Source organism: Glycomyces paridis (genome assembly GCF_004912155.1).
GTDB lineage: Bacteria > Actinomycetota > Actinomycetes > Mycobacteriales > Micromonosporaceae > Glycomyces > Glycomyces paridis.
Window position 1 is genome coordinate 26,832 of sequence record NZ_STGX01000006.1, and the last position, 23,095, is coordinate 49,926.

Genomic DNA, 23,095 nt, shown 5'->3' on the forward strand with positions numbered 1-23,095 from the left:
GAGGTTAGGGGATCACCGCGGGTGATGACTCAGTAGACGGTCACGTTCCGCGATTCATCCGATACCGTGGCGTACCGCCCACAGCGCCGCCTGCGTGCGGTCGGCGGCGTCGATTCGGCGCAGGAGGTTGGTGACGTGGGTCTTCACGGTCTTCTCGGAGACGCCGAGGGCGCGGGCGATCTGGCGGTTGGTCTGGCCTTTGGCGATGAGGCCGAGAACCTGGCTCTCGCGCGGGGTGAGCGAGGGCGCGGCGGGGGCGGCGGTGCCGCTCATGAGGCCGCGCATGGCGACGGGGGCGAGGAGCATCTGTCCGGCGTGGACGGTGCGGATGGCGCTGGCGAGCGCGTCGGGGTCGATGTCCTTGTACACGAAGCCGGCCGCGCCGGAGCCGATGGCGGCGGGGACGCGTTCGGCGTCGGTGGCGGAGGTGAGGACGAGGACGCGGGGGCCGTCGCCGGGTGCGGCGTTGAGGCGTTCGATGACGCCCTGGCCGTCGAGGACGGGCATCTTGAGATCGAGGAGGACCACGTCGGGGCCGGACTCGGCGATGGCGGCCAGCGCCTCTTCGCCGTCGCCGGCTTCGGCGACGACGGTGAAGTCGGGTTCGAGTTCGAGGTAGCCGCGCAGGCCGCGGCGTACGACGGGGTGGTCGTCGACGATGAGGAGGCGGATGGGGTCAGTCACGGCTGGGGTCCTCGGGGTCGTCGGCGGCAGGGCGTTCGGGGGCTTCGGGAGCGGCGTCTTCGACTACCGGCCCTTCGAGCCGGAGGGTGACCACGGTGCCTTCGCCTGGGGCGGTGGCGAGGTCGAGTTCGCCGCCGAGGGCGCGGGCGCGTTCGCGCATGGAGAGGAGGCCGAGGCCGCGGGTGGCGGCCTCGTCGGCGTCGAAGCCGTCGCCGTCGTCGGCGACGGTGATGCGCTCGGTCTCGACGGTGACGGTGACAGTGCGGGCCCGCGCGTGGCGGAAGGCGTTACCCAGGGCTTCCTGGACGAGTCGGAGGACTTCGACCTCGCCGTCCCGAGAGAGGTCCACGGGGGACCGGACGTGGAAGTGGACGTCGGTGTCGTGGAGGCGGTCGAGGAGGGTGGCGTGGCGCCGGAGGGTCTCGACGAGGCCGTGGAGGTCGAGGTCGGCGGGGCGCAGTTCGACGATGACGCCGCGCAGTTCGGCGATGGCCTCGGCGGCGAGGGTCTCGACCTCTTCGAGGCGGGAGGCGGCGGCGTCGGGGTCGATGGGGACGAGTTTGGCGGCGGCGCGTGCGGAGAGGCGCAGGGAGAACAGGCGCTGCATGACCGCGTCGTGGAGTTCGCGGGCGAGGCGGTTGCGCTCTTCGACGACGGTGAGTTCGCGGCTGCGCTCGTAGAGGCGGGCGTTGGTGATGGCGATGGCGGCGTGGGAGGCGAGGAGTTCGATGAGTTCGGTGTCGGCTTCGCTGAAGCCGGGCCTGCCGAGGTCGTTGGTGAGCACGACGATGCCGATGGTGCGGCTGCAGTCGACGCCGAGGGCGGGGCCGCAGTCGCGGATGGGGACGCCGAGGAGCGCGGCCATGCTCGGGTGGGCCTTGGGCCACCAGCGGAAGCGGGGGTCGCGGCGCAGGTCGTCGAGGCGGATGGGTTCGCTCTCGGCGAGGATCGCGGCGAGCATCCCGTGCTGGCGCGGGAGCGGCCCGATCTTGAGGCGCTGCTCTTCGCCGATGCCGTCGGTGATGAACTCGGCGAAGCCGCCTTCGTCGTCGGGGATGCCGATGGCGGCGTAGTCGGCGCCGACGAGGCGCCGCGCGGAGGAGACGATGACTTCGAGGACCTGGTGCACCGAGAGGTGGCGGGTGATCGCGCCGACGGCGGCCGACACCTCGTGCAGGAGGGCGGCGGGTTCGGAGAACGGTCCTTGGGAGGCGGTCACGGTGCCAATGTAGTCGAGTCGTGGGCGCCGGCGCCTCGTTCGCTGGTCCTAGGACCAGCGGATCACCGTGGACCGCGACCTCGGGCGGAGGCGCGGGCGCGGCGGCGCCCATAGCGTGGCGGCCATGAGCAATCACAGTGTTTTCGCAGAGGGCCGGACGGCGATCGTGACGGGCGCGTCGGCAGGGTTGGGCGAGGCGCTCGCCCGGAGTCTGGCGGCCGAGGGCTGGGATCTGGTCCTGACGGCCCGCGGGGAGGAGCGTCTGGCGGCGGTGGCCGCCGAGCTGGGTGCGAAGCACCTCGCGGGCGACGTGGCCGATCCGGGGCACCGGGAGCGGCTGGTGGAGTTGGCCGGGGGCCGGATCGACCTGCTGGTCAACAACGCCTCGACGCTCGGGGAGGTGCCGCTGCCGCTGCTGGCGGAGTCGGACCTGTCGGCGTGGCCGCGCCTGTTCGACGTGAACGTGCGGGCGCCGATCGCCTTGGCGCAGTTGGCGCTTCCGGTGCTGCGCGAGCGCGGCGGGGCGATCGTGAACATCTCGTCGGACGCCGCGACCGGTCCGTACCCGACCTGGGGGAACTACGGGGCGACGAAGGCCGCGCTCGACCAGTTGTCGAACGTGCTGGCCGCGGAGGAGCCGGGGGTCGCGGTGTGGGCGGTCGATCCGGGCGAGATGTCGACGGCGATGCTCGCCGAGGCGATCGGCGCGGAGGACGCGGCCGCGGCGGACCCGCCGCGCGTCGCCGCGGACCGGATCACCGCGGCGATCGGTTTCCGCTGGTGCGCCTGCGAACAGGACGCCCCGCCGAGCGGCAGGTTCGCCGCGTCCGATTTCGCGAAGACGGAGGCCCACGAATGAGCGCCACCTTGGAATCCCCGTTCGGTTTCGCGCTCGACGCGGCGCTGGAGGCCGACCGTCCCGCCGAGGAGCGCGGGCTGCTGCGTTCGGATGTACGGATGCTGGTGACCGACAAGGCGACCGGTGCGATCGAGCACGCCGCCTTCGACAGCCTTCCGGCGCTGGTGCGCCCCGGCGACCTGCTGGTGGTGAACAATTCGGCGACGCTGCCGGCGGCGGTGTCCACGCGGCAGGGCCTGCGGGTGCACTTCTCGTCCACGCGGCCCGACGGGTCGTGGCTGGTGGAGCTGCGCGACCGTGACCGTCCCCACCTCGGGGAGGTCCAGGGCCGGACCGTGGACCTGCCCGGCGGGGTCTCGCTGTACCTGGAGCGGCGGTTCGGCAAGCGGCTGTGGGTGACCCGGCCGCCGGTCCCTTCGGTGCCGGAGTACCTGGCGCGGTACGGCAGGCCGATCCGGTACTCCTACGTCGCGACCGACCGGCCGCTGAGCGCCTACCAGACGGCGTTCGCGACGGTGCCCGGTTCGGCCGAGATGCCGAGCGCCGCAAGGCCGTTCACGCCCGAGATCGTGACGCGCCTGGTCTCGGCGGGGGTCGGGATCGCCCCGATCACGCTGCACACGGGCGTCGCGTCGCTGGAGAGCGACGAGGACCCGTATCCGGAGTGGTTCGAGGTCGGCGAGTACACCGCGCGCCAGGTCAACGCGACCCGCGAAGCGGGCGGGCGGGTGATCGCGGTCGGCACGACGGCGGTGCGGGCCCTGGAGAGCGCGGTGTCCGAGGGCCGCGTGGTCGCGGCCTCGGGACACACCGAGCGGATCGTCTCGACCGCGCACCCCGTCGAGGTGGTGGACGGCCTGCTCACGGGCTTCCACGAGCCGCGGTCGACGCACCTGTCGATGCTGGAGGCGATCTGCGAGACCGAGCTGCTCAGGGCCTCCTACGAGGCCGCGATCGGGGCGCGGTACCTGTGGCACGAGTTCGGCGACGTGCACCTCATCGCCTGACAGCGAATCGCACGGGCGGCGGCCCGGCTGAACCCGCGACGATGGCCTCCCCGCTTCGCGGGGAGGCCATCGTCGCGGCGGCCGCTTGCGACCGCAGTAGCATCGGGAGCGTGAGCAGACCGTTTCAGCAGCGTGGGAACCTCTTCGGCGACGGACCGAGGCGGCGGCGCTTCGCGATTCCCGACTCGCCCGCCGTCGCCGTCGTGACGGCTGCCGTGACGCTGGCGCTCGCGGTGCTGCTGCTCGTCGCGGCGATGCCGGGCGAGGAGCGGGTCCTCGTCTACGAGGGGCAGCGGGTCAGTCCGACGGCGCTGTGCGAGACCGTGGACGAGGAGGGTGAGAAGGTCATGGGCGCGTGCGTCGAGCTCGGCGAGTTCGAGACGCGGCCGACCGGATGGAGCGTGCTGCCGCTGGCCGTGGCCGCGGTCCTCGCCGGTCTCGCGGCCGTGGTCCTCGCGGGCGTCCCGAAGCAGCTGCGGGAGCGCCGGAGCGAGGAGGCCGCCCGCCTCGAGCGGATGACCGACGAGGACTTCAAAGGCCTCTAGTCGACGTAGATGTCCGGCTGGAAGTCGGTCTGGCCCTCGACCACGGCGTAGCCGGAGAGGTCGCTGACACCCTCGTCGGCGAGGAGGTCCTCCACGAGGACCGCGTTGCCGGTGTAGGCGTTCGGGTCCTTGGCGAGGACCGCCAGCGCGGCGTCGGCGACGATCTCGGGTTTGCGGGAGCGGTCGAGCATGGGCTGGCCGCCGAGGGCGAACTCGACGGCGGCGGTGGCGATGGTGGTCTTGGGCCACAGGCAGTTCGCGGCGATGCCGGGTTCGGTCTGGGCGGCGCCGAGGGTCATGATCGTCATGCCGTACTTGGTGGCCGTGTAGGGTCCGCCGGCGAACCAGCGGGGGTCGGTGTTCAGCGGCGGGCTGATGGTGAGCAGGTGCGCGTGGTCGGATTCGCGCAGGTGGGGCAGGGCGGCGCTGACGGCGGCGAAGGTGCCGCGGAGGTTGACGCCGGCGATGAGGTCGAACTTCTTGAGGCTGAGTTCGCCGATACCGCTGATGTCGAGGGCGGAGGCGTTGTTGACGCAGGCGTCGAGCCCGCCGAACTCGGCGGCGGCGCGGTCGATCGCTTCGGCCACGGATTCGGCGTCGCGCAGGTCGCCGACGATGGGGAGGGCCTGGCCGCCCGCGTCCTCGACGGCTTTGGCGGTCTCGTAGAGGGTGCCGGGCAGTTTGGGGTGGGGTTCGCCGGTCTTGGCGAACAGCGCCACCTTCGCGCCCGCCGCGCCGAGGGCGACGGCGATGGCCGCGCCGATGCCCCGGCTGGCGCCGGTTACGAAGGCGGCCCGCCCGTTGAGCGGGTGGTTGCTGACGGCTGGCTCCATTGCTCTGCCTCCATGTGGTCGGTGTCCCCCGAATACTACTAGTCGGTAACTTCGCGGGGAAGGCCTGGCGCGCCGACGCACCGGGCCGGTTGCTGAACGCCCGCTGTGAGCGGGTCCAGAACTCGCGTGGAAACGATTGCGGAACCTTTCGGGGCCGCTCGGGGTGAAATAGGCTGGCCGGGCAACCTGCGGAACGCACGACGAGTACTGAGGAGCGGTGGATGACTTCGACCAGCGGGCCGGCCGGGGCCGCGCCGCCAGCGGTGCCGCTCCGGGGCGACGGGTCCTCGGCGCGTCTGCTCGTCGTGGACGACGAGGAGAGCCTGGCCGATCTGCTGGTCGAAGCCCTCTCGTTCCAGGGCTACGCGGTCACCGCCGCGCGTTCGGGCACCGAGGCGCTCGCCGCGGTCGAGGCCGACCGCCCCGACCTGGTGATCCTCGACGTCAACATGCCCGGTCTCGACGGCTTCGCGGTCGCCGACCGGCTGCGCGCCTCCGGCGACCAGACCCCGATCATCTTCCTCACCGCCCGCACCGCACCGGGCGACCTGCGCGACGGCTATGGCTCGGGCGGCGACGACTACCTCATGAAGCCGTTCCGGCTCGAAGAGCTCTCGCTGCGCGTCTCGGCGGTGCTGCGGCGCACGCTGGGGCGCGATACCGCCCCGCGCGGCACCGACACCGTCGCGGTCGCCGACCTCGTCCTGGACCTCGCCGCGCACCAGGTGACGCGCGGCGGCTCGACCGTGGACCTCTCCCCCACCGAGTTCCGGCTCCTGCGCTACCTGGCGTCGAACGCCGGGCGCGTGGTCTCGAAGTCGGAGCTGCTCAAGCAGGTGTGGGGCTACGACTTCGACACCGAGTCGAGCCTGGCCGAGACGTACGTGTTCTACCTGCGCCGCAAGCTCGACAAGCTCGGCCCGCGGCTCATCCACACCGTCCGCGGGGTCGGCTACATGCTGCGCCCGCCGCAGGAGTAGCCGGTGGCCATCCGCACGAAGATCGCCTGGGCGATGGCGGTCCTGCTCATCGCCGCCATGGCCGTGATCGGCTTCGTGACCGTCCGGTTCGTCTCCGACAAGCTGACCGACCAGGTCGACACGAAACTCCACGAGGTCCTGGGCCAGATGGCTGCCGGGATGCCCGCCGGGGACCCCGGTCAGGACATCGGCTACAACGAGTTCGCGATCATGCTGTGGGACGCCGACGGGAACCAGGTGTACGCGGTCCAGTCCGGGTTCAAGGACGAGCCCGACCCGCTGCCGGACCTGGCCTCGCCGCCCGGCGGCGGGTACTCCACGGTGGACGCCGCCGAGGGCGGCACCGTGTACCGGGTCCTCGCCTCGACCATCACGTTCAACAACGACCCCGACGAGAACAAGTACTCGCTGGTGGTCGCGACCCCGATGAACGACGTCCAGTCGTCGATCTCGACGCTGACGCGCACCGTCGTGATCGCGGGGATCGTCGTGGCCGCGCTCGGCATCCTCGCCGCGTGGGTCATCACCAGGCGGGGCCTGCTGGTGGTCGACCACATGGTGGCCGACGCCGAGACCGTGGCGGCCGGGCACCTGGACCACCGCATCACCGCCGCGGACCCGCGCACCGAGATGGGGCGCCTGTCGTTGGCGCTCAACAAGATGGTGTCGCGCTTGACCGACGCGATCGCGCAGCGCGACCGACAGCACGAGCGGCTGCGGCAGTTCGTGGCCGACGCCGGGCACGAGCTGCGCACGCCGTTGACGGCCATCGGCGGCTACGTGCAGCTCTACCAGTCCGGCGCCGCCGCCGAGGGCGAGAAGCTCGACCGGGCGATGGACCGCATCGGCTCCGAGAACGCGCGGCTCGCCAAGCTCGTGGACGACCTCATGGTGCTCTCGCGCCTGGACGAGGAGGTCGGCGGCGACCGGGAGCTGGTGGAGCTGGCGCAGCTCGCGCAGGACGCGGTGGACGACGCCGAGGTGGCCGACTCGACCCACCCGGTCGCGCTCGTCGCCGCCGAGCCGGTCACGGTGGTCGCCAACGAGGGCCAGCTACGACAAGTGCTGGTGAACCTGCTGACCAACGCCCGGGTCCACACGCCGGAGGGCACCGCGATCGACGTGTCGGTCGGCGTGGACGACGGGTGGGCGGTGCTGCGCGTGGCCGACCACGGCCCCGGCATCCCCGAGGAGCACCGCAGGCGCGTCTTCGACCGCTTCTACCGGGCCGACCCGTCGCGTTCGCGCGCCACCGGCGGTTCCGGGCTCGGGCTGTCCATCGTGTCCTCGATCGTGTCGGCCCACGGCGGGCGGATCGCGCTGGAGAGCGAGCCGGGCGAGGGGACGACGGTCGAGGTGCGCGTCCCCGTGGCGCACCTGGAGTTACAGCCAGCCGCGCCGGGCGGCGAGGATGCCCAGGTGGAACCGGTTGGCGGCCCCGAGGCGGGCGGTCAGGTCGGCGACGTGGCGGCGGAAGGTCCGCACCGACACCCCCAGGGCGCGGGCCGCGGCCTCGTCCTTCCCGTGGCGCGTGAGCAGTTCGAGCACCCGCCGCTCGGTCTCGGTCGGCCCGTCGGGGCCCGGCACGAGGTCGACGGCGGCGCTCCAGGCCAGCTCGAAGCAGTCGACGAGCGTCGCGACCACGCCCGGCTGGCGGATGAGGAACGCCCCGGCCCGCCGGTCGGCCGGGTCGATGCGCACGAACGCGGCGGCGCGGTCGTAGACGAGCACGTCACGCAGGTCCACATCGGAGAGCCGATGGCGGTCCCCGGCCTCGTGGAGGCGGCGGCTGCGGGCGGCGAACGCCTCGTGCGCGATCATCGACCGGTGCACGATCGTGCGGTAGGCGACGCCCGCCCGCAGGCGCCGCAGCGTGTGCTCGGTGAGCTCGGGCCGCTCCTTGAAGTCCTCGACGCCGTGCATCGCGAGGACCTCGCGGGCCCCGGCGCTGATCTCCACGATCCGTTGGTTGACCGCCTCGACCCCGTCGAGCCGCTCGACCGACTCGGTCGAGGCGGCCCCGCGGTGCTCGGTGAGCAGGCCCGGGAGCACCGAGCCGGCGGAGGCGATCGCGCGCAACTGCTCGCCGACCTCGCCCAGGCGCCGGGCCATGAGCCGATCGAAGGCCGCGCCCGGGTCGGCCGGGCGGCAGCGGCCCTCCTCGACGTGGACGATGCCCTGCGCCGCGAGGCGGTCCACGCTCGCGGCGGCCTCGGTGTCGAGGTCGGCCACGGCGGCGCCGGGCGTGCGCAGGAGCCGGCGCCACACCGCCTCGTCGCGGGCGGACAGGCCGAAACTCTGGAGCGTCACAGCACACGAGCATATCTCCAGTGGCACGAAGCTGCACCGCCCGCGCAGGTTGTTGCAGGCCCGAGGCCTGTTCCGCTGGCCCGCACCGGCATACGATCGGAAACGCGGCCGCTGGGGCCGCGATCGACGGACAGGACCACCTTCATGGCACTTCGGCGCGTACTCGTCTCCGGCGCCGGCATCGCCGGCACCGCGCTCGCCTACTGGCTGCACCGCCACGGCTTCGAACCGGTCGTGGTCGAGAAGGCCCCGGCCCTGCGCGCCGGCGGCTACAAGATCGACGTGCGCGGCGCGGCCCTGGAGGTCGTCGAGCGCATGGGCCTCATGGACGCGGTCCGCGAGGCCCGCACCGACATCCGCGACGCGTACATCGTCGACGCGCGCGGACGCGAGGTCGCGGCCCTCGACGGCGACTCCTTCGGCGGCCGCGTCCACGGCGACGCCGAACTCCACCGCGGCGCCCTCGGCCTCCTCGTCCACGGCCTCACCGCCGACACCGTCGAGTACCGCTACGGCGACTCGATCGCCGCCCTCGACCAGGACGGGGACGGCGTCGAGGTCGCCTTCGAGAGCGGCACCACCGAACGCTTCGATCTCGTCATCGGCGCCGACGGCCTCCACTCGCGCACCCGCGCCCTCGCCTTCGGGCCCGAAGCCGACCACGTCCACGACCTCGGCTACGGCGTGGCCTCCTACACCGTCCCCAACGACCTCGGCCTCGACCGGCGCGAGATGACCTACGTCGGCCCCGGACGCACCGTCCTGGTCTACAACACCGCCGGCAGCGAGCACGCCACCGCGCTGTTCCTCTGGGCCGCACCGGACCTCAAGCTGCCCCGCGGCGACCGCGCCGCGAGCGCGGCGATCCTGAAGGCGGCCTACGAAGGCGAGGGCTGGCAGGTCCCCCGGCTCCTGGAGTCCGCGGCCGACGCCCCGGACTTCTACCTCGACACGCTCAGCCAGGTCCGCACCGAACGGTGGTCGCAGGGGCGGGTCGCGCTCGTCGGCGACGCGGCCCACTGCGCCTCGGCCGCCTCCGGCCAGGGCACGAGCCTCGCGCTCGTCGGCGCCTACGTCCTCGCCGGGGAACTCGCGAAGGCGGGCGGCGCCGAGGGCTTCGCGGCCTACGAGCGGCTCATGCGGCCCTTCGCCGAGGCCAACCAGAAGCTCGGCCCCGCCAACGTCAAGGGCATGGTCCTCCAGGGGCGCTCGCGCATCCGCTTCAGCATGGCCTTCCTCGCCGTCGCCTCCCGGATGCCCGGCAAGGACCGCCTCATGACCCCGGTCGTCAACGCGATCCACAAGGCCGCCACCGCGATCGACCTCCCGGAGTACGCCGCGTAGCCGGCACGTCGAACACGGGTGCTAGCGTGGGCGCTCGTGGCACGACTCCTCCCCGCATGGTTCGTCGAACGCGTCGACCCCGTCCCCGACGAGGACGAGCTCCCGGTCTCGACCCTGGAGCTGTTCTTCGACCTCATCTTCGTCTTCGTCATCGCGCAGTTCACCGCGATCATCGCCCACGACCCGCTCATGGGGCTGCTCCAGGCCGCCCTCATGTTCGGGGTCCTGTGGTGGATGTTCGCCGGGTACTCGTGGCTGACCAACGTCATCCCGCCCCACCGGCCCGCTCGGCGGGTGCTCCTGCTGTGCGCGATGGCCGGATGGCTCCTCATCGGACTCACCGTCCCCGCCGCCTTCCACGGCGGTAACGTGTGGCTCGCCGTCGGCTTCCTCGTCGTCGTGCTCGTCCACGGCCTCATGTACCTCCAGGCCACGCGCGCCTTCGGGCCCGTGTTCGCCGCCAACCTCGCCGCCGCCGCGGCGGTCTTCGGCGCCGAACTGGTGAGCGACGGCCTCTGGCGGTACCTCCTGTGGGGCCTGGCCGCCGCGATCGTGTGGTCCGTGCCGATCTGGCACGGCCAGCGCGGCCTGCACCTGCACCCCGCCCACATCACCGAGCGGCACGGCCTGGTCGTGCTCGTGGTCCTCGGCGAGTCGGTCGTGGCCATCGGGATCGGCGCGCGGGCGCTGCCGATCGACGCGGACCTGCTCGTGGCCGCGATCCTCGGGCTCGCGGTGTGCGCGTGCCTGTGGTGGTCGCTGTTCGTGCACGACCTGCCCGCGACCGAGCACGTGCTCGCGTCCACGAAGGACCCGGTGCGGCGGGTCAGGAAGGTGCTGGCGGGCCTGTCGTACGCGTTCGTCCCGGTGCTCATGGGCATCCTCGTGCTCGCGGCCGGGATCGAGCACGCGATCGGGCACGCGACCGCGCCGCTGGACTTCGCGTCCTCGCTGCTGCTGTCGGGCGGCACGGCTGTGTTCCTGCTCGGCACCGCCGGTCTGCGCCTGGCGATGCCGCTGCGCGGGCCGTGGCGGCGGGTCGCCCTCGCGGCCGCCGTCCTGGCGGTGGCCCCGCTCGGCCTCGTGAACACCGCGCTCCAGCTGGGGGCGATCGTGGTGGTGCTCGGCGCGGGCCTGGCGCTGGAGCGGCGCGGCCTCAGGCCGGCACCGGCGCCCCAGCCTTCGGAATGACCAAGGGCGTGCCGGTCTCGGGGTCGTCGATGATGCGGCAGCGCAGGTCGAAGACCTCTTCGACCATGTCGGCGGTGACGATCTCGGCCGGGGCGCCCTCGGCGACGATCGCGCCTTCCCGCATGGCGATGAGGTGCGTGGCGTAGCGGGCGGCCTGGTTGAGGTCGTGGAGGACCGCCACGAGGGTGCGGCCCTCGCGGTGGAGTTTCGCGCACAGGTCGAGGACTTCGATCTGGTGCGTGATGTCGAGGAACGTGGTGGGCTCGTCGAGCAGGAGCAGCGGGGTCTGCTGGGCGAGGACCATCGCGATCCACACGCGCTGGCGCTGGCCGCCGGAGAGCTCGTCGACGCCGCGCGAGCCGAGGTCTTCGATGTCGGTGGCGGCCATGGCCTCGGCGACGACGCGTTCGTCCTCCCGCGACCACTGGCGCAGGAGGCCCTGGTGGGGGTAGCGGCCGCGGGCGACGAGGTCGGCGACGGTGATGCCGTCGGGGGCGACCGGCGACTGCGGGAGGAGTCCGAGGCGGCGGGCGACGGCGCGGGTGGGCTGGGAGTGGATGTCGCGGCCGTCGAGCAGGACCTGTCCGGCCGAGGGCTTCAACATGCGCGCCAGGGCCTTCAGGAGGGTCGACTTGCCGCAGGCGTTGGGCCCGAGGATGACGGTGAACTCGCCCTCGGGGATGTCGACGGTGAGGTCCTCGCTGATGGCGATGCGGCCGTAGCCGATCGTGGCGTCGCGGACGGCCAGCGGGCTGTCGGTCACGACATGGCCCCCTTCTTGCGGTGTGCGATGAGCAGCCAGATGAGGTAGGCGCCGCCGACGACGCCGGTGACGACGCCGGTCGGGAGCTGGCGGTCGCCGATCCCGGCGACGGCGACCGCGTCGGCGGCGGTGACGATGAGCGCGCCGCAGATCGCCGCGCACAGGAAGCTGCGGCTCGATCCGGTGAGGCGGGCGGCGATGTGGGGGGCGGCGAGGGCGACGAACGCGAGCGGCCCGGCGACGGCGACGGCCCCTGCGGTGAGGACCGAGGCGGTCACGAGGGCGGCGACGCGGACGGCGCCGACGGGGACGCCGAGGCCGGTCGCGGAGGCCTCGCCGAGGCGCAGCGCGTCGAGGCCGCGGGAGAGGGCGACGACGGCGACCGCTCCGGCGAGCAGGACGAGGCCGACGGCCCTGGCCTGGGACCAGTCGCGGCCGGAGAGGTCGCCGGTGAGCCAGTAGACGGCCCGGAACGCGTCGATGATGGTGGTGCGGGTGAGCAGGTAGCCGTTGACGCCCGCGAGGATCGCGGCGGTGCCGATGCCGACGAGCACGAGCCGGTAGCCGGAGGGGTCCCCGCCGCGGGTGAGAGCCCAGATGAACAGGCCAGTGCCGAGGGCGCCGAGGGCGGCGAAGACGGTGGTGACCTGGAGGGACGCGCCGGTGACGATGATGGCGACGAGCGCGCCGGAGGTCGCGCCCTGGGTGAGGCCGAGGATGTCGGGGCTGCCGAGGGCGTTGCGGGTGAGGTTCTGGAAGAGCGCCCCGGCCAGGCCCATGCAGGCGCCCACGGCGAGGCCGGTGGCGATTCGCGGCAGGCGCAGGGTCCAGACGATGAACTCGTCACCCTTGGTGCCCTCGCCGATGACGGCGTTCCAGACGCGTTCGATCCCGATGGGGGTCGAACCGGTCGCGGCGGACCAGAGGGCGACGGCGACGAGGACCGCGAGCGAGCCGAGGACGGCGGCGAGGGTGCGGTGGCGCAGGCGCAGGGAGTAGCCGCCGAGGCGCAGGACGGTGGAGCGCCCGGCGCCGCCGGGCGTGCGGAACGGGGCGGTCACGGCGCTCACAGGCGGGCCACCTTCCTGCGGCTGACGAGGTGGAGGAAGAACGGTCCGCCCGCGACGGCGCAGACAATGCCGACCTGGACTTCGCCGGGGCGCCCGACCACGCGGCCGAGAACGTCGGCGGCGAGGAGGAACGCGGCGCCGGTGAGCATCGAGTACGGCAGGACCCAGTGCTGGTCGGGGCCGGTGAAGGCGCGCACCGCGTGCGGCACGACGAGGCCGACGAAGACGATCGGGCCGCACACGGCAGTCGCGGTCCCGGCGAGCACGGTGATCGCGGCGATCCCGGCGACGCGCAGGACGCGCGGGTCGACGCCGAGGCCGGTCGCGGTGGCGTCGCCGAGCGCGAGCGCGTTGAGCGGCCGGGCGAGGAGGATGCCGCCGGCGGCGGCCACGGCGATGAGGAGCGCCACCGGGAGGATCGGGGTCTGGTGGGCGTTGACGAGGGAGCCGACGGACCAGAACCGCATCTGGTCGAGGGTGGCGGCGTCCATGAGCTGGATCGCGGAGACGTACGCGTATCCGGCGGCGGTGACGGCGGCGCCCGCGAGCGCGAGCCGCGCGGGGGTCGCCGAGGCGGCCCCGGCGATGAGGTAGACGGCGACGGAGGCGACCGCGGCGCCGAGGAACGCGAAGGCGATGGTCTGGGTGAACCCGAAGGAGCCGAGGAAGAAGGAGGCGGTGACGACCGCGGCGGCGGCGCCGGTGTTGACGCCGAGGAGGCCGGGGTCGGCGAGGGGGTTGCGGGTCATGGCCTGCATGAGGGCCCCGGCGAGGCCGAGGGCGGCGCCGGAGGCGAGGCCGAGGGCGGTGCGGGGCAGGCGCAGCTCGGTGACGACGGGGTAGGCGTCGGAGGCGCGGTCGGTGAGGCCGGACCAGACTTCGCCGAGGTCCATGGGGCGGGCGCCGACGGCGACGCTGAGGACCGCGAGAGCGGCGAGGAGGCCGACGAGGGCGAGCAGTCCCAAGGTGAGGCGGCCGTGCCGGGGGCGCGGTCGGGTTCGTTCCGGTTCGCTTGCGTCACTTGCGGAGTCCAGGTCCGCCGGGTTCGGCGGGGTCTGTGCTCGGGCGCGGTGGACGGTTGACAAGTGCGGACTCCGGAGGGATAGTGACTGCGTTTTTGTTTAGGCTAACCTAACCTGTTCCGCGCGGCCAGTGCCGCGCCCCCCTGAAGGAGTTCACCGTGCCACTGCGCGCATACCCCGCCCTCTCCCGCCGAGGCCTCCTCGCGGCCGCGGGCGGCCTCGGCGCCGCCTCGGTCCTCGCCGCCTGCGGCGGCGCCGACGAGGAGGAGCCGGAAGGCGCCGGCGGCGCCTCCGGGCCGTTCGCGTTCCTCGACGAGCGCGACGGGCAGGAGGTCGAACTGGAGTCGGTCCCCACGAAGGTCGTCGCGTTCACCGGTCTCGCCGCCGCCCTGTACGACTACGGCGTGGAGGTCGCGGCGGTCTTCGGGCCGACCACGCTCGCCGACGGCGCCCCCGACCTCCAGGCGGGGCGCCTCCCGGTCGAGGAGCTGACGGTCCTGGGCAACGCCTGGGGCGAGTTCGACGTGGAGCAGTTCGCCGAGCTCGGGCCCCAGCTCATCGTGTCGCACTACTACGAGGGCTTCGACCTGTGGTTCGTGCCCGAGGACCGGCTCGAAGAGGTCGAGGCGCTGGCGCCGGGCATCGGCATCGAGGTCTCGAAGCCGAAGCTGGACCAGATCATCGACCGCCATGCGTCCCTTGCCAAGGCGCTCGGCGCCGACCTGGAGTCGGAGGCGAACTCTGCCGCGGTGGAGCGCTTCGGCGCCGCCGCTGGATCGGTGGCGGCGGCCTTCGGCGAGAACCCGATGAAGGTCCTGGCGGTGGGCGCGTGGCCCGACGGGCTCTACATCGCGAACCCGCCCACGTTCAACGTGCTCGCGAAGTGCGTCGAACTCGGCGTCGACCTCGTGGTGCCCGACAACCCCGACCAGAACGGCTACTGGGAGCTCCTGTCCTGGGAGAACGCCGACAAGTACGAGGCCGACGCGATCTTCCTGGACATCCGCACCAACGGCATCCCGGCGGACGTCCTGCTCGCCGACTACCCGACCTGGGCGGCGCTCCCGGCGGTGGCGGCCGGGCACGTGTACGGCTGGAACGCCGAGCCGGTGTACTCGCACGTCGGCGGGGCGATCGAGCTGGAGCGCATCGCCGAGGGCCTCGCCGCCGCGAAGCCGCTCGGCGGCTGAACGGCCGCAGTGGCTGACGCCACGTGAGGACCCCAGGTCAGGGGGCCGGGATCTGATTAGGCTAGCCTAACCTCGGTTAGGTCGGGCTATGCCGACCCCAGTCCGGCCCCCCGCCCTTCGAACAAGGAGAAGCACCACATGGCAATCGACGCCGACAAGGCCACGCTCGGCCGCCGCGCCCTGCTCGCGGGCGGCAGCGCCCTCGGACTCACCGGCACCCTCGCCGCCTGCGGCGCCGCCGAGGAGGGCAGCGAGACCGGCACCGGCGAGACCGACGCGTGGAAGTTCCAGGACGACCAGCCCGTCGACATCGACATGGACCACACCCCCACCAAGATCGTGGCCTTCACCGGCATGGCCGCCGCCCTGTACGACTTCGGCATCGAGGTCCCGGCCGTCTTCGGTCCCACCACCAACGAGGACGGCACCGCCACCAGCCAGGCCGGGAACCTCCCCGTCGCCGACCTCGAGGTCTTCGGCAACGTCTACGGCGAGTTCGACGTCGAGGCCTACGCCGCCTGGGGCCCCGAGGCCCTCCTCACCCACTTCTACGGCGACCCCGCGACCCTGTGGTACGTCCCCGAGGAGAGCAAGGACCAGATCACCGGCATCGTCGAGGTCGCGGCCCTCAACGTCGACGACGGCGCGAACACGCTCGACCAGATCGTCACCCGCCACTCCGAGCTGGCCGTCAGCCTCGGCGCCGACCTCGAATCGGACGCCAACGTCGCCAACAAGGAGCGCTACGACGCGGCCGTGGCCGCCCTCCAGGAGGCCGCCGCCGCCAACCCCGTCCGCGTCCTCGCCTGCTCCGCGGCCGCCGAGATCTTCTACGCCTCGAACCCCGCCACCGGCAACGACATGCGCTTCTTCGTGGAGCTCGGCGTCGACATCATCGTCCCCGACGCGCTCGACGCGGCCACCGGCGACTACTACGAGCTGCTCTCGTGGGAGAACGCCGACAAGTACGACGCCGACCTGCTGCTCCTCGACTCCCGCGTCCAGGCCCTCCAGCCTGAGGCGCTCGCCGAGTTCCCGACCTGGAACGCCCTCCCGGCCGTCCAGGCGGGCCAGATCGTCGGCTGGGAGGCCGAGCCCATGTACTCCTGGGGCCTGGCCGCCGCCTCCATCGAGGCGCTCGCCGCGGCGATCACCAACGCCGAGAAGCTGTTCTGACGCACCGAAACGCGACGGGAGGGGGCGGGCCCGCGGGCCCGCCCCCTCCTTTTCCGTTGCGCGCTAACGCAGTCTGACCGTCACCACTTCGGGGTCGTGGTCGGAGACGCCGTAGGCGCCGTACGCGGGCTCCTCGCCGAACGCGTACGCGTCGGCGGGGTAGTCGGCGTTGATGTGCGCCGATACCGCGGACTCGACGCGCTTGAGCAGCCGCGGCGAGGCCCACATCTGGTCGAGCGTCTGCGCCTGCCCCAGGTAGGTGTAGGAGTAGGCGGCCTCGGGGTGGTCCTCGACCATCACGTCGTACAGGCTCGACAGGCCCGAGTCCTCGTAGAGCCCGGCGAGCTGGTCGGACGGGCCGGTCCAGTCGCCCGCGATGGTCTGGCCCTCGGCGAACGGGTCGTCGGGGCGCGGGAAGACGTTGAGGTCGCCGCCCGCCAGGACGTTCGCCTTGCGGTCGTCCTCGAGGATCGCGGCGCTGATCGCGGCCAGGTAGTTCGCCTGCTCGGTGCGGTGCAGCACCCGCGTGTTCGGGCCCGACGAGAAGTGGTTGTTGATGAGGTAGATCTCCGAGGCGGGCCTGCCGTGCTTGTCCTTGAGGTAGAACTTGGCGACCTGCGAGGGACGGCTGAAGACGTCGAACCCGTTGCAGGCGTACACGCCCGAGCCGGTGCACTGGTCGATCACCGCGTCGGGCAGGGCCGCGTTGAGCGCCTTGGGGTTCTGCACGTCGGCGTTGATCGCGTCGGGCTCGGTCGGGTAGTCCACCTCGGGCTCGTCGCCCAGGACCGGGTCCCAGTGCCGTGCCTTCGACAGGCCCGCGAGCTTCGGCTGGTAGAGGAAGCCGGTCATGATGCCGCGCGTGTCGGCCGAGTCGAGGTCGCCGACGGCCTGGTAGGTCGGCCCGCCGTACTCGGCGATGAGCAGCGCCAGCTCCTGGAGCGAGTCGGGCGCGCCGTCGCTGAACTCGTTGGCGTCGCCGGTGTTCACCAGGTCGCAGACCAGGCGGTCCTCGCCGAGGTCGGAGCGCTTCGTCCACTCGGGATTGACCGAGCACACGTCCTGGGCCTCGCCCTCCTGCGTCATGAGGATCGCCGGACTGTGCAGGTCGTCCACGATCTGCGCGGCCTCGCGCTCCATGCGCGCCTGGTACTCCTCGTACGTCGCCGGGACGTAGTCGAAGGGCGCGTCGACGTTGCCCTCCGGGTCCTCGGGGTCGACGCAGCCCGCGTCGCCCTCGAAGTCGCACTCGGAGTTCGGGTTGTCGCGCAGGTCGTACAGGTTCTCGATGTTGTACGAGCCGATCGCGGCCTCGTTGCGGCCCGCCGGCTCCACCGGCTCGTTCCCGGCCGGGTCGAACCCGCCTTCGAGCGCCAGGTCCTCGGCGACCTCCACCGTGTACTTGGAGTACGAGAGGTAGACGCCGCCCGCGTTCGCCTCGGTGACCACGTCGTAGGTCTTGGCGGGGGCGATGATCGCGTCGAGGTTCCCCTCGGTCGCGCGGATGCCCAAGTCCCCCATGACGAACAGGTAGCCGTTGCCGTCGTCGAAGGCGCCCTCGGCGGTGTCGAGCGGGTGCGCGTCGCGGTAGGCGCGGGCCGCGTAGCCCTCCTGCGCCGCGGCCGCTGAGTCGCCGCGCATCGCCCAGACCTCGCCGCCGGTGGAGGCGAACACGTCGCGCCCGGCGGTGACCACCGAGTCGGCCGGGACGGTCATCTGCATGCCGAGGTGGCGGCGGAAGTACTCGGTGGAGGCCCGCGCCTCGTCCGGCGGGTCGATCTCGGGGGCCGCCACGACCGCGAGCGGGTCGAGGCCGGTCTCGACCACGTCGTAGACGTAGGTCGAGCCGCCCGAGAACTGGATGTTGCCGTAGTAGGTGCCGACGACGGCGCGCACGACGATCTCGTCGCCCACCTTCACGGTCCAGTTGGCGCCCAGCTCGGCCTGCGCGGGCGAGCCGTTCAGAGTGCGGACCGTCGCGTACTTGTTGTTGAAGACGAAGATCCCGTCCGAGGAGAGCGGGTCGCCGTCGGTCGCGTCGGCGCGCTCCTGGAGGAAGAAGCCCTTGTTGCCCGCCGGGTCGAGGGTCTCCTGGGTGACCACGCCCTGCACGTACACCGTCTCGCCCGCGCGCGGCGAGGTGAAGTCGGCGTCGCCCTCGGCGATCGACCCCTGGACCTCGCCGATGGCGATGACGTCGATGTCGGCCTGAGCCTGGGACGCGAAGGCGAAGCCGGAGGCGCCGACGATCAGCGCGCTCGCGGCGGCCGCGGCGAGGCGCGCTCTTGGGAACTGCACGGAGAAGCTCCAATGGGTCTCGGGGAAGCCCCCGGCGGGACGCGCCGGAGGCGTGATGGGGCGTTTCCCACTCAACCGCACGGCACGGTCGAAAGCAAGACCCGCGAGTGAATTCCTCGTATCATCCCATGTCTACTCGGTGCCGAACGCGGACATGACGAAGGCGGGGCGCTGGGAGCCGCCCCGCCTTCGCGTCGGTCGAGTGCTACGGAGTGTGGTAGTCCGGCACCGTCACTTCACCGAAGTCCATGTCGGACGCCAAGTAGAAGCTCGTGTACTGCGGCTGGTTGTAGGTCGTCTGCTGGTTGGCGACACCCACGCGGTACTGCGGGTCGTGCATGAGCGTGTAGAGCTTGTGGTCGGTGACCTCGGTGGAGACGTAGACGCGGATCGCGCTGGAGTCCTCGGTGCGCACCAGCAGCTCCTCGCGCCAGTCGCCGAGGACGTCGGCCACCAGGCCCGGGTTCCCCTTGGTCCAGTTGTTGGTCAGGGTCCCGGTCGCCTCCAGCACCACGCCGGACGCGTAGTCGCGGATGGTCGGGGTCTCCAGCACCGTCGTGGCGGCGCCGTGGACGTGCTGCGTCGTCATGTCGGCCGACCACCGGATGCTCATGTTCGTGCCCGGGGTCGTCCCCGCGATGGGCTCGCCCGTCGCGGTGAACAGTCCCTCGGGCTCGCCGGCCTCGTTGGGGGGCAGGGAGGCCCAGGCCTCCAGGCCCGGAACGGACGGGTCGATGTCCCCGACCATGCCGCGGCCGGTGTCGCGGCCGGAGTAGCCGCCCCACAGGACCTCGCCGGTCTCGGCGTCCCGCATGGCGTACCCGTACGGGGCCCACGCGCCGCCCTCGAAGACCGAGAAGACCTCCAGGCCCTCGCGGTCGGGGTCGAAGTCGCCCACGTGGAGCGCGTCGCCGTGGCCGAGCTTGGCCCAGGCGCCGGGGTTGCCCGAGCCCTCGGGCATGGTCGCGTAGGACGAGTACAGCAGCGAGCCGTCGTCGTCGAGGGTCGCGGCCCCGTAGACGATCTCCTGCTTCCCGTCGCCGTCCACGTCGGCCACCTGGAGCGAGTGGTCGCCCTGCGTCGTCAGCGTCCCCCATTCGGGGTCCGGCCCTTCGACGCCGTGCGGGCCGTCGTTGAACGGGTTCGACATCGGGGCGTGCCCGGAGTCGGCCTGCCAACGCTGCCTCAGGTTCCGCCCGTCCCAGTCGATCGCGGTGATCGTGGTGCGGGTGTAGTAGCCGCGCGCGAAGATCGCGCTCGGGTGCTCGCCGTCGAGATAGGCGACGCCCGACAGGAAGCGGTCGACGCGGTTGCCCGGCTCGATGCGCGACATCGCGTAGTCGCCCCACAGGAGGCCGTCGTCGCCGCGGTCCACCGGGAAGTCCACGGTGTCCAGTTCGCGCCCGCTGCGGCCGTCGAACACCGTCAGGTACTCGGGGCCGTCGAGGATGAAGCCCTCGAAGACCCGCAGCTGGTTGCGCGCCGAGCGCGACGGGGCGTAGACGTCGATGAAGTAGTCGGCGAGCGCCTCCGCGTCCTCTTGCGAGAGCGGGTAGGCGAGGTCGAACTGCTCGTCGGCGCCGAGCGCGGCCTCGATGGTCGCGGGCCAGTCGCCGTTGAGCACCTCGGGGTGCTGGTCCCAGCCCTTGAACATCTCGACAAGGTGGTCGTAGTAGCCCTCGGCGGAGAGGCGGTAGTCGTCCTCGTGCGTGACGCCCGCGGCCTTGTCCTCGCGCGGCAGCGTGATGTAGCGGCTCTTGCCGCCGCGGCCGTAACTCGTGGTCTTGGTGCCGGGGGCGGTCTTGAGCATGACCTCGGCCTTGCCGTCCCCGTCGAAGTCGTAGACGTCGAACTGGGTGTAGTGCGCGCCGGCCCTGATGTTGACGCCCAGGTCGATCCGCCACAGCAGGTCGCCCTCCTGGGTGTAGGCGTCGAGGTACACGTTGCCGGTGTAGCCGACCTGGGAGACGTCCTTGGAGTTCGAGGGGTCCCACTTGACGATGTACTCGTAGTCGCCGTCGCCGTCGAGGTCGCCGGGGCTGATGTCGTTGGCGGCGTAGGTGTACGCCTCGCCCGCCGGGGTGACCCCGTCGGCGGGCTTCTGGAGCGGGATGTCGAGGTAGCCCTCGGACCAGGGGGTGACGGTGTCGGACACGTCGTCGCGGCCGCGCTTGACGGCGACGACCTTGTACTCGCTCCCGTCGTCGCCCGCGGCGTCGAGGTAGTTGGTGGAGTCGGTGACGGTGGCGATCTTCTTCCCGTCGCGGTAGACCTTGAACGTCGCGCCGGTCAGACCTGAATCGTTATAACCGGTCACCTCGTCGGCCAGCAGCCGCCAGCTCAGGAACACGCCGTCGCCGGTCACGGCCGCGACCAGACCTCGGTCGAGCGCCTCTAGCTGGATGCCGTCATGACGGCCGCCGTTGCCGCCGTGACCCTGCGCCGAGGCGGTGACCCCGGCCCCGGCCAGCGCACCGACCAGCGACACCGCGACGATTCTGCGAAACATGATGGGGGGACTCATCGAAGGGGCTCCTCGTATGCCGCGAGACCCGAGAAGACGCGTCGAGTAAAGGGGAGGACGCGCCCCGAACCTCGATTGAAACGATTTAACGCATCGAAGACTATCGACACACCCCCACCCCTGTCAAGATCCCCCGCCCTCCCGCCCTGTGACCGCCGGTACCCCGAACCCCCCACCGCGCCCGCCCCGCCCCCAATCCGGTACAGTTACCCCTTGTCCCGGTCGATTAGCTCAGCGGGAGAGCACTCGCTTCACACGCGAGGGGTCACTGGTTCGATCCCAGTATCGACCACAACGAATTGATATTCTTGAATATCATTCACATTCGTTGCGTCGCAACGAATCTCAGTTCGTGCTGTCTCATGACACTATGCCCACCAAGCGCTCGCGCAGCGCGGCGTTCAGCTCGTCGTCCACGACCGCCGAGACGACCGCAGACGGCCGCGGCTTGCGTCGAGGTCCAGGTCGCTTCGAAGCCCGGTCCACACTGGTGTCCTTCTTGACCTGCTGAGTCTGCTCGCACCGCTGTCCACGGTGGTCGCCGTAGGTTCTTCCCGTACCAGTTACACCGTTGCTCGAATGCTCCCCTAACTGCCAGAGAGTCGATGAGCCCGATGCGACCGTGGTATCCGGCGCTGTTGGTCATGTGCGGGTTGGCGGTTCGGTGCGGGTGATGTCGCCGAGTTTCCAGGTTCGGTCGAAGTAGCCCTCGAGGGGGCCGTAGAAGCGGAAGTAGGCGAACCAGTGTCGGCCGGGGATCGTCTGGATCCAGTTGGGTGAGCCGTCGACCGGCCGATCGGGGCCGAACTGGAGGTCGATCGAGCCGTCGTCGTTGCGTTTGAGGTCGGCGTCGGTGGAGACGCGATCCGAGCGTTGCTCCTCGTTGTCAATGAGGCAGCGGGTGGTGATGTCGTAGGCCGTGACCGACCAGAACAGCTTCGCGGGCGGGTCGGCAGGGACGTGCAGTGCATAGGTCTTCGAGCCGTCGAGCCAGTTGCCCTCGCCGTCGGTGTAGGCGCCGAGGTAGGCCTGGCCCTTGCCCGGGGTCTGGCTTTTCATCGCCTCGGAGAAGCTGACCGCCTCGTAGAACCAAGAAGCGCGTTCCAGGAGCTGGTCGTAGCCGTTGCCGCGCTGGTCGGAGTGGTCGAGCACGATCGCCAGATCCCAGGCCCGGTCGGGCCAGTAGCGGCTGCCTTCGAAGCGTTTGGCAAACGTGTTCGCCTGCGCCATCAGCTCGCCCGCCGCGGCGGCTTGGGTGAGGAGGGTGCGTTGTCGCTCGTCGGGCGCGAACGGGCGGCCCTGTTCGATGCCGAGCTGGCGGAGCATCGCCATGTGGAACCGGTCGCGTTCGTCGATGATCTCGGACTGGTACACCTCGTGGAGGCGCTGCCAATAGTCAAGGCCCTGTGGCTGGTCGCCCGACCATGCCCGTCCCTCCGGGGAGATGATGCGCGTTGCGGTGGCTTCGCTCTTGCCGTAGGGGTAGATGCGGACGGCGTCGACGAGTGCTTCGGCTCGGGCCGGGTCGGGGTCGAGGGTGCGGAAACCGAACATGATGTTCACGCCCGAGGATTGGAGCAGTCGGTACTCTCCGTGGTCCTCCGGTGGGCGGACGCCGGGGGCGATGACGAGATACTTGCCGCCCTGCCCCTGGTCGGGGCCCATCTCGCCCATGACGCCGACCTCGCGCTGCCAGAAGTCGGAGACGCCGCCGGCGGTCGGGCCGGGCGGCAGTTCGATGACGAGCGGGCCGGTGGCGCTGAGGTCGATGAAGTTGAGGATGTAGGGCGTGGTGGCGTTGGCGGTGATCAGGCCCAGCCGGTCCCTGAAGGTCAGGTACCGGACGAGGTCGAAGTCGGTGGCGCCGAACAGGTCCCGGTGCACCGCTCGCCACTGCGCGTACGAGACCAGCGGGAGCGACCACAGGTAGGCCTGAACGGCCATCTGGTAGTCGAGTTCGTCGAAGATCGTCGGCACGTCCTCCCGGCGCGGCAGGTCGCCGTCCATGGTGACGGCGGCCAGACGGCCCGGCAGCTCTGATGGCACGGTCATCGCGGTGATCCTCCTGGTCGGGCTCGCG

Annotated in this window: 17 protein-coding genes and 1 tRNA gene; 9 read left to right on the forward strand and 9 right to left on the reverse strand. The window is 71.7% G+C overall.

The features are described 5' to 3' along the window. Nucleotides 1–54: 54 nt before the first annotated feature. Both E9998_RS09405 and E9998_RS09410 read right to left on the reverse strand, forming a co-directional pair. A complete protein-coding gene (locus tag E9998_RS09405; protein WP_136529460.1) occupies nucleotides 55–684 on the reverse strand; it encodes a response regulator in 630 nt (209 codons plus the stop codon). Next, nucleotides 677–1,903, reverse strand: a complete 1,227-nt coding sequence (locus tag E9998_RS09410) for a GAF domain-containing sensor histidine kinase (protein ID WP_204745346.1) — start codon at nucleotides 1,901–1,903, stop codon at nucleotides 677–679. The genes E9998_RS09405 and E9998_RS09410 overlap by 8 nt, the downstream gene beginning before the upstream one ends. Nucleotides 1,904–1,970: 67 nt before the next feature. On the opposite strand from E9998_RS09410, the gene E9998_RS09415 reads away from it, so the two are divergent. The 3 genes from E9998_RS09415 to E9998_RS09425 all read left to right on the forward strand — a co-directional run bounded on the left by E9998_RS09415 (nucleotide 1,971) and on the right by E9998_RS09425 (nucleotide 4,314). Next, the gene (locus E9998_RS09415) at nucleotides 1,971–2,762 is read left to right on the forward strand and encodes an SDR family NAD(P)-dependent oxidoreductase (protein WP_240037548.1); all 792 of its coding nucleotides are present in this window, start codon (nucleotides 1,971–1,973) and stop codon (nucleotides 2,760–2,762) included. Beyond that, entirely contained in the window at nucleotides 2,759–3,769 is a 1,011-nt protein-coding gene (locus E9998_RS09420) for an S-adenosylmethionine:tRNA ribosyltransferase-isomerase (protein WP_136529461.1), read from the forward strand. Before E9998_RS09415 ends, E9998_RS09420 begins: the two co-directional genes overlap by 4 nt. Nucleotides 3,770–3,879: 110 nt before the next feature. Then, nucleotides 3,880–4,314 carry a hypothetical protein gene (locus E9998_RS09425; protein ID WP_136529462.1) on the forward strand — a complete coding sequence of 145 codons (435 nt, stop codon included), beginning with the start codon at nucleotides 3,880–3,882 and terminating at the stop codon, nucleotides 4,312–4,314. Here the strand turns inward: E9998_RS09425 and E9998_RS09430 are convergent. Next, nucleotides 4,311–5,147: an SDR family oxidoreductase gene (locus tag E9998_RS09430; protein WP_136529463.1), complete on the reverse strand. Its 837-nt coding sequence runs from the start codon at nucleotides 5,145–5,147 to the stop codon at nucleotides 4,311–4,313. The genes E9998_RS09425 and E9998_RS09430 overlap by 4 nt on opposite strands. Before the next feature lie 221 nt (nucleotides 5,148–5,368). Here E9998_RS09430 and E9998_RS09435 point away from each other — a divergent pair, with 221 nt between their 5' ends. The 3 genes from E9998_RS09435 to E9998_RS09445 are packed head-to-tail and all read left to right on the forward strand — an operon-like array spanning nucleotide 5,369 to nucleotide 10,972. Then, nucleotides 5,369–6,127, forward strand: coding sequence for a response regulator transcription factor (locus E9998_RS09435; RefSeq protein WP_192907068.1), 759 nt, complete (start codon nucleotides 5,369–5,371; stop codon nucleotides 6,125–6,127). Between the two features lie 3 nt (nucleotides 6,128–6,130). Next, entirely contained in the window at nucleotides 6,131–9,781 is a 3,651-nt protein-coding gene (locus E9998_RS09440; RefSeq protein WP_136529464.1) for an ATP-binding protein, read from the forward strand. Nucleotides 9,782–9,817: 36 nt separating this feature from the next. Beyond that, nucleotides 9,818–10,972 (forward strand): low temperature requirement protein A, encoded by a 1,155-nt coding sequence (locus E9998_RS09445; protein ID WP_158299754.1) that lies wholly within the window; start codon nucleotides 9,818–9,820, stop codon nucleotides 10,970–10,972. On the opposite strand, the gene E9998_RS09450 is transcribed toward E9998_RS09445, so the two are convergent. Genes E9998_RS09450 through E9998_RS09460 form a run of 3 tightly spaced genes read right to left on the reverse strand, consistent with a single transcriptional unit; the run spans nucleotide 10,938 to nucleotide 13,839 of the window. After that, on the reverse strand, nucleotides 10,938–11,735 hold the full coding sequence (locus E9998_RS09450; protein ID WP_192907069.1) for an ABC transporter ATP-binding protein: 798 nt from the start codon (nucleotides 11,733–11,735) through the stop codon (nucleotides 10,938–10,940). The two genes, E9998_RS09445 and E9998_RS09450, sit on opposite strands and share 35 nt — an antisense overlap. Beyond that, complete coding sequence (locus E9998_RS09455) at nucleotides 11,732–12,805, reverse strand: FecCD family ABC transporter permease (protein WP_204745347.1); 1,074 nt, start codon at nucleotides 12,803–12,805, stop codon at nucleotides 11,732–11,734. The genes E9998_RS09450 and E9998_RS09455 overlap by 4 nt, the downstream gene beginning before the upstream one ends. Further along, nucleotides 12,802–13,839 (reverse strand): FecCD family ABC transporter permease, encoded by a 1,038-nt coding sequence (locus E9998_RS09460; RefSeq protein ID WP_420842425.1) that lies wholly within the window; start codon nucleotides 13,837–13,839, stop codon nucleotides 12,802–12,804. Before E9998_RS09460 ends, E9998_RS09455 begins: the two co-directional genes overlap by 4 nt. Before the next feature lie 146 nt (nucleotides 13,840–13,985). On the opposite strand from E9998_RS09460, the gene E9998_RS09465 reads away from it, so the two are divergent. Together E9998_RS09465 and E9998_RS09470 are read left to right on the forward strand one after the other, a co-directional pair. Next, nucleotides 13,986–15,017: an ABC transporter substrate-binding protein gene (locus tag E9998_RS09465; protein ID WP_136529467.1), complete on the forward strand. Its 1,032-nt coding sequence runs from the start codon at nucleotides 13,986–13,988 to the stop codon at nucleotides 15,015–15,017. A gap of 138 nt (nucleotides 15,018–15,155) precedes the next feature. Beyond that, nucleotides 15,156–16,193 (forward strand): ABC transporter substrate-binding protein, encoded by a 1,038-nt coding sequence (locus E9998_RS09470; protein ID WP_136529468.1) that lies wholly within the window; start codon nucleotides 15,156–15,158, stop codon nucleotides 16,191–16,193. Between the two features lie 63 nt (nucleotides 16,194–16,256). Here the strand turns inward: E9998_RS09470 and E9998_RS09475 are convergent, their stop codons facing one another. Next, nucleotides 16,257–18,491 (reverse strand): hypothetical protein, encoded by a 2,235-nt coding sequence (locus E9998_RS09475; RefSeq protein ID WP_136529469.1) that lies wholly within the window; start codon nucleotides 18,489–18,491, stop codon nucleotides 16,257–16,259. A gap of 205 nt (nucleotides 18,492–18,696) precedes the next feature. Next, nucleotides 18,697–21,015, reverse strand: a complete 2,319-nt coding sequence (locus E9998_RS26720; RefSeq protein ID WP_158299755.1) for a rhamnogalacturonan lyase — start codon at nucleotides 21,013–21,015, stop codon at nucleotides 18,697–18,699. 220 nt (nucleotides 21,016–21,235) lie between these two features. Between E9998_RS26720 and E9998_RS09485 the strand changes: the two genes are divergently transcribed. Next, nucleotides 21,236–21,307, forward strand: a tRNA-Val gene (locus E9998_RS09485). Between the two features lie 350 nt (nucleotides 21,308–21,657). Here the strand turns inward: E9998_RS09485 and E9998_RS09490 are convergent. Beyond that, the gene (locus tag E9998_RS09490; RefSeq protein WP_136529470.1) at nucleotides 21,658–23,067 is read right to left on the reverse strand and encodes a DUF1254 domain-containing protein; all 1,410 of its coding nucleotides are present in this window, start codon (nucleotides 23,065–23,067) and stop codon (nucleotides 21,658–21,660) included. Nucleotides 23,068–23,095: the final 28 nt, after the last annotated feature.

Coding starts and splice junctions, on each gene's coding strand:
- E9998_RS09435 (WP_192907068.1), top strand. CDS start 5,369: ATGACTTCGACCAGCGGGCCGGCCGGGGCCGCGCCGCCAGCGGTGCCG.
- E9998_RS09420 (WP_136529461.1), top strand. CDS start 2,759: ATGAGCGCCACCTTGGAATCCCCGTTCGGTTTCGCGCTCGACGCGGCG.
- E9998_RS09430 (WP_136529463.1), bottom strand. CDS start 5,147: ATGGAGCCAGCCGTCAGCAACCACCCGCTCAACGGGCGGGCCGCCTTC.
- E9998_RS09470 (WP_136529468.1), top strand. CDS start 15,156: ATGGCAATCGACGCCGACAAGGCCACGCTCGGCCGCCGCGCCCTGCTC.
- E9998_RS09490 (WP_136529470.1), bottom strand. CDS start 23,067: ATGACCGTGCCATCAGAGCTGCCGGGCCGTCTGGCCGCCGTCACCATG.
- E9998_RS26720 (WP_158299755.1), bottom strand. CDS start 21,015: ATGAGTCCCCCCATCATGTTTCGCAGAATCGTCGCGGTGTCGCTGGTC.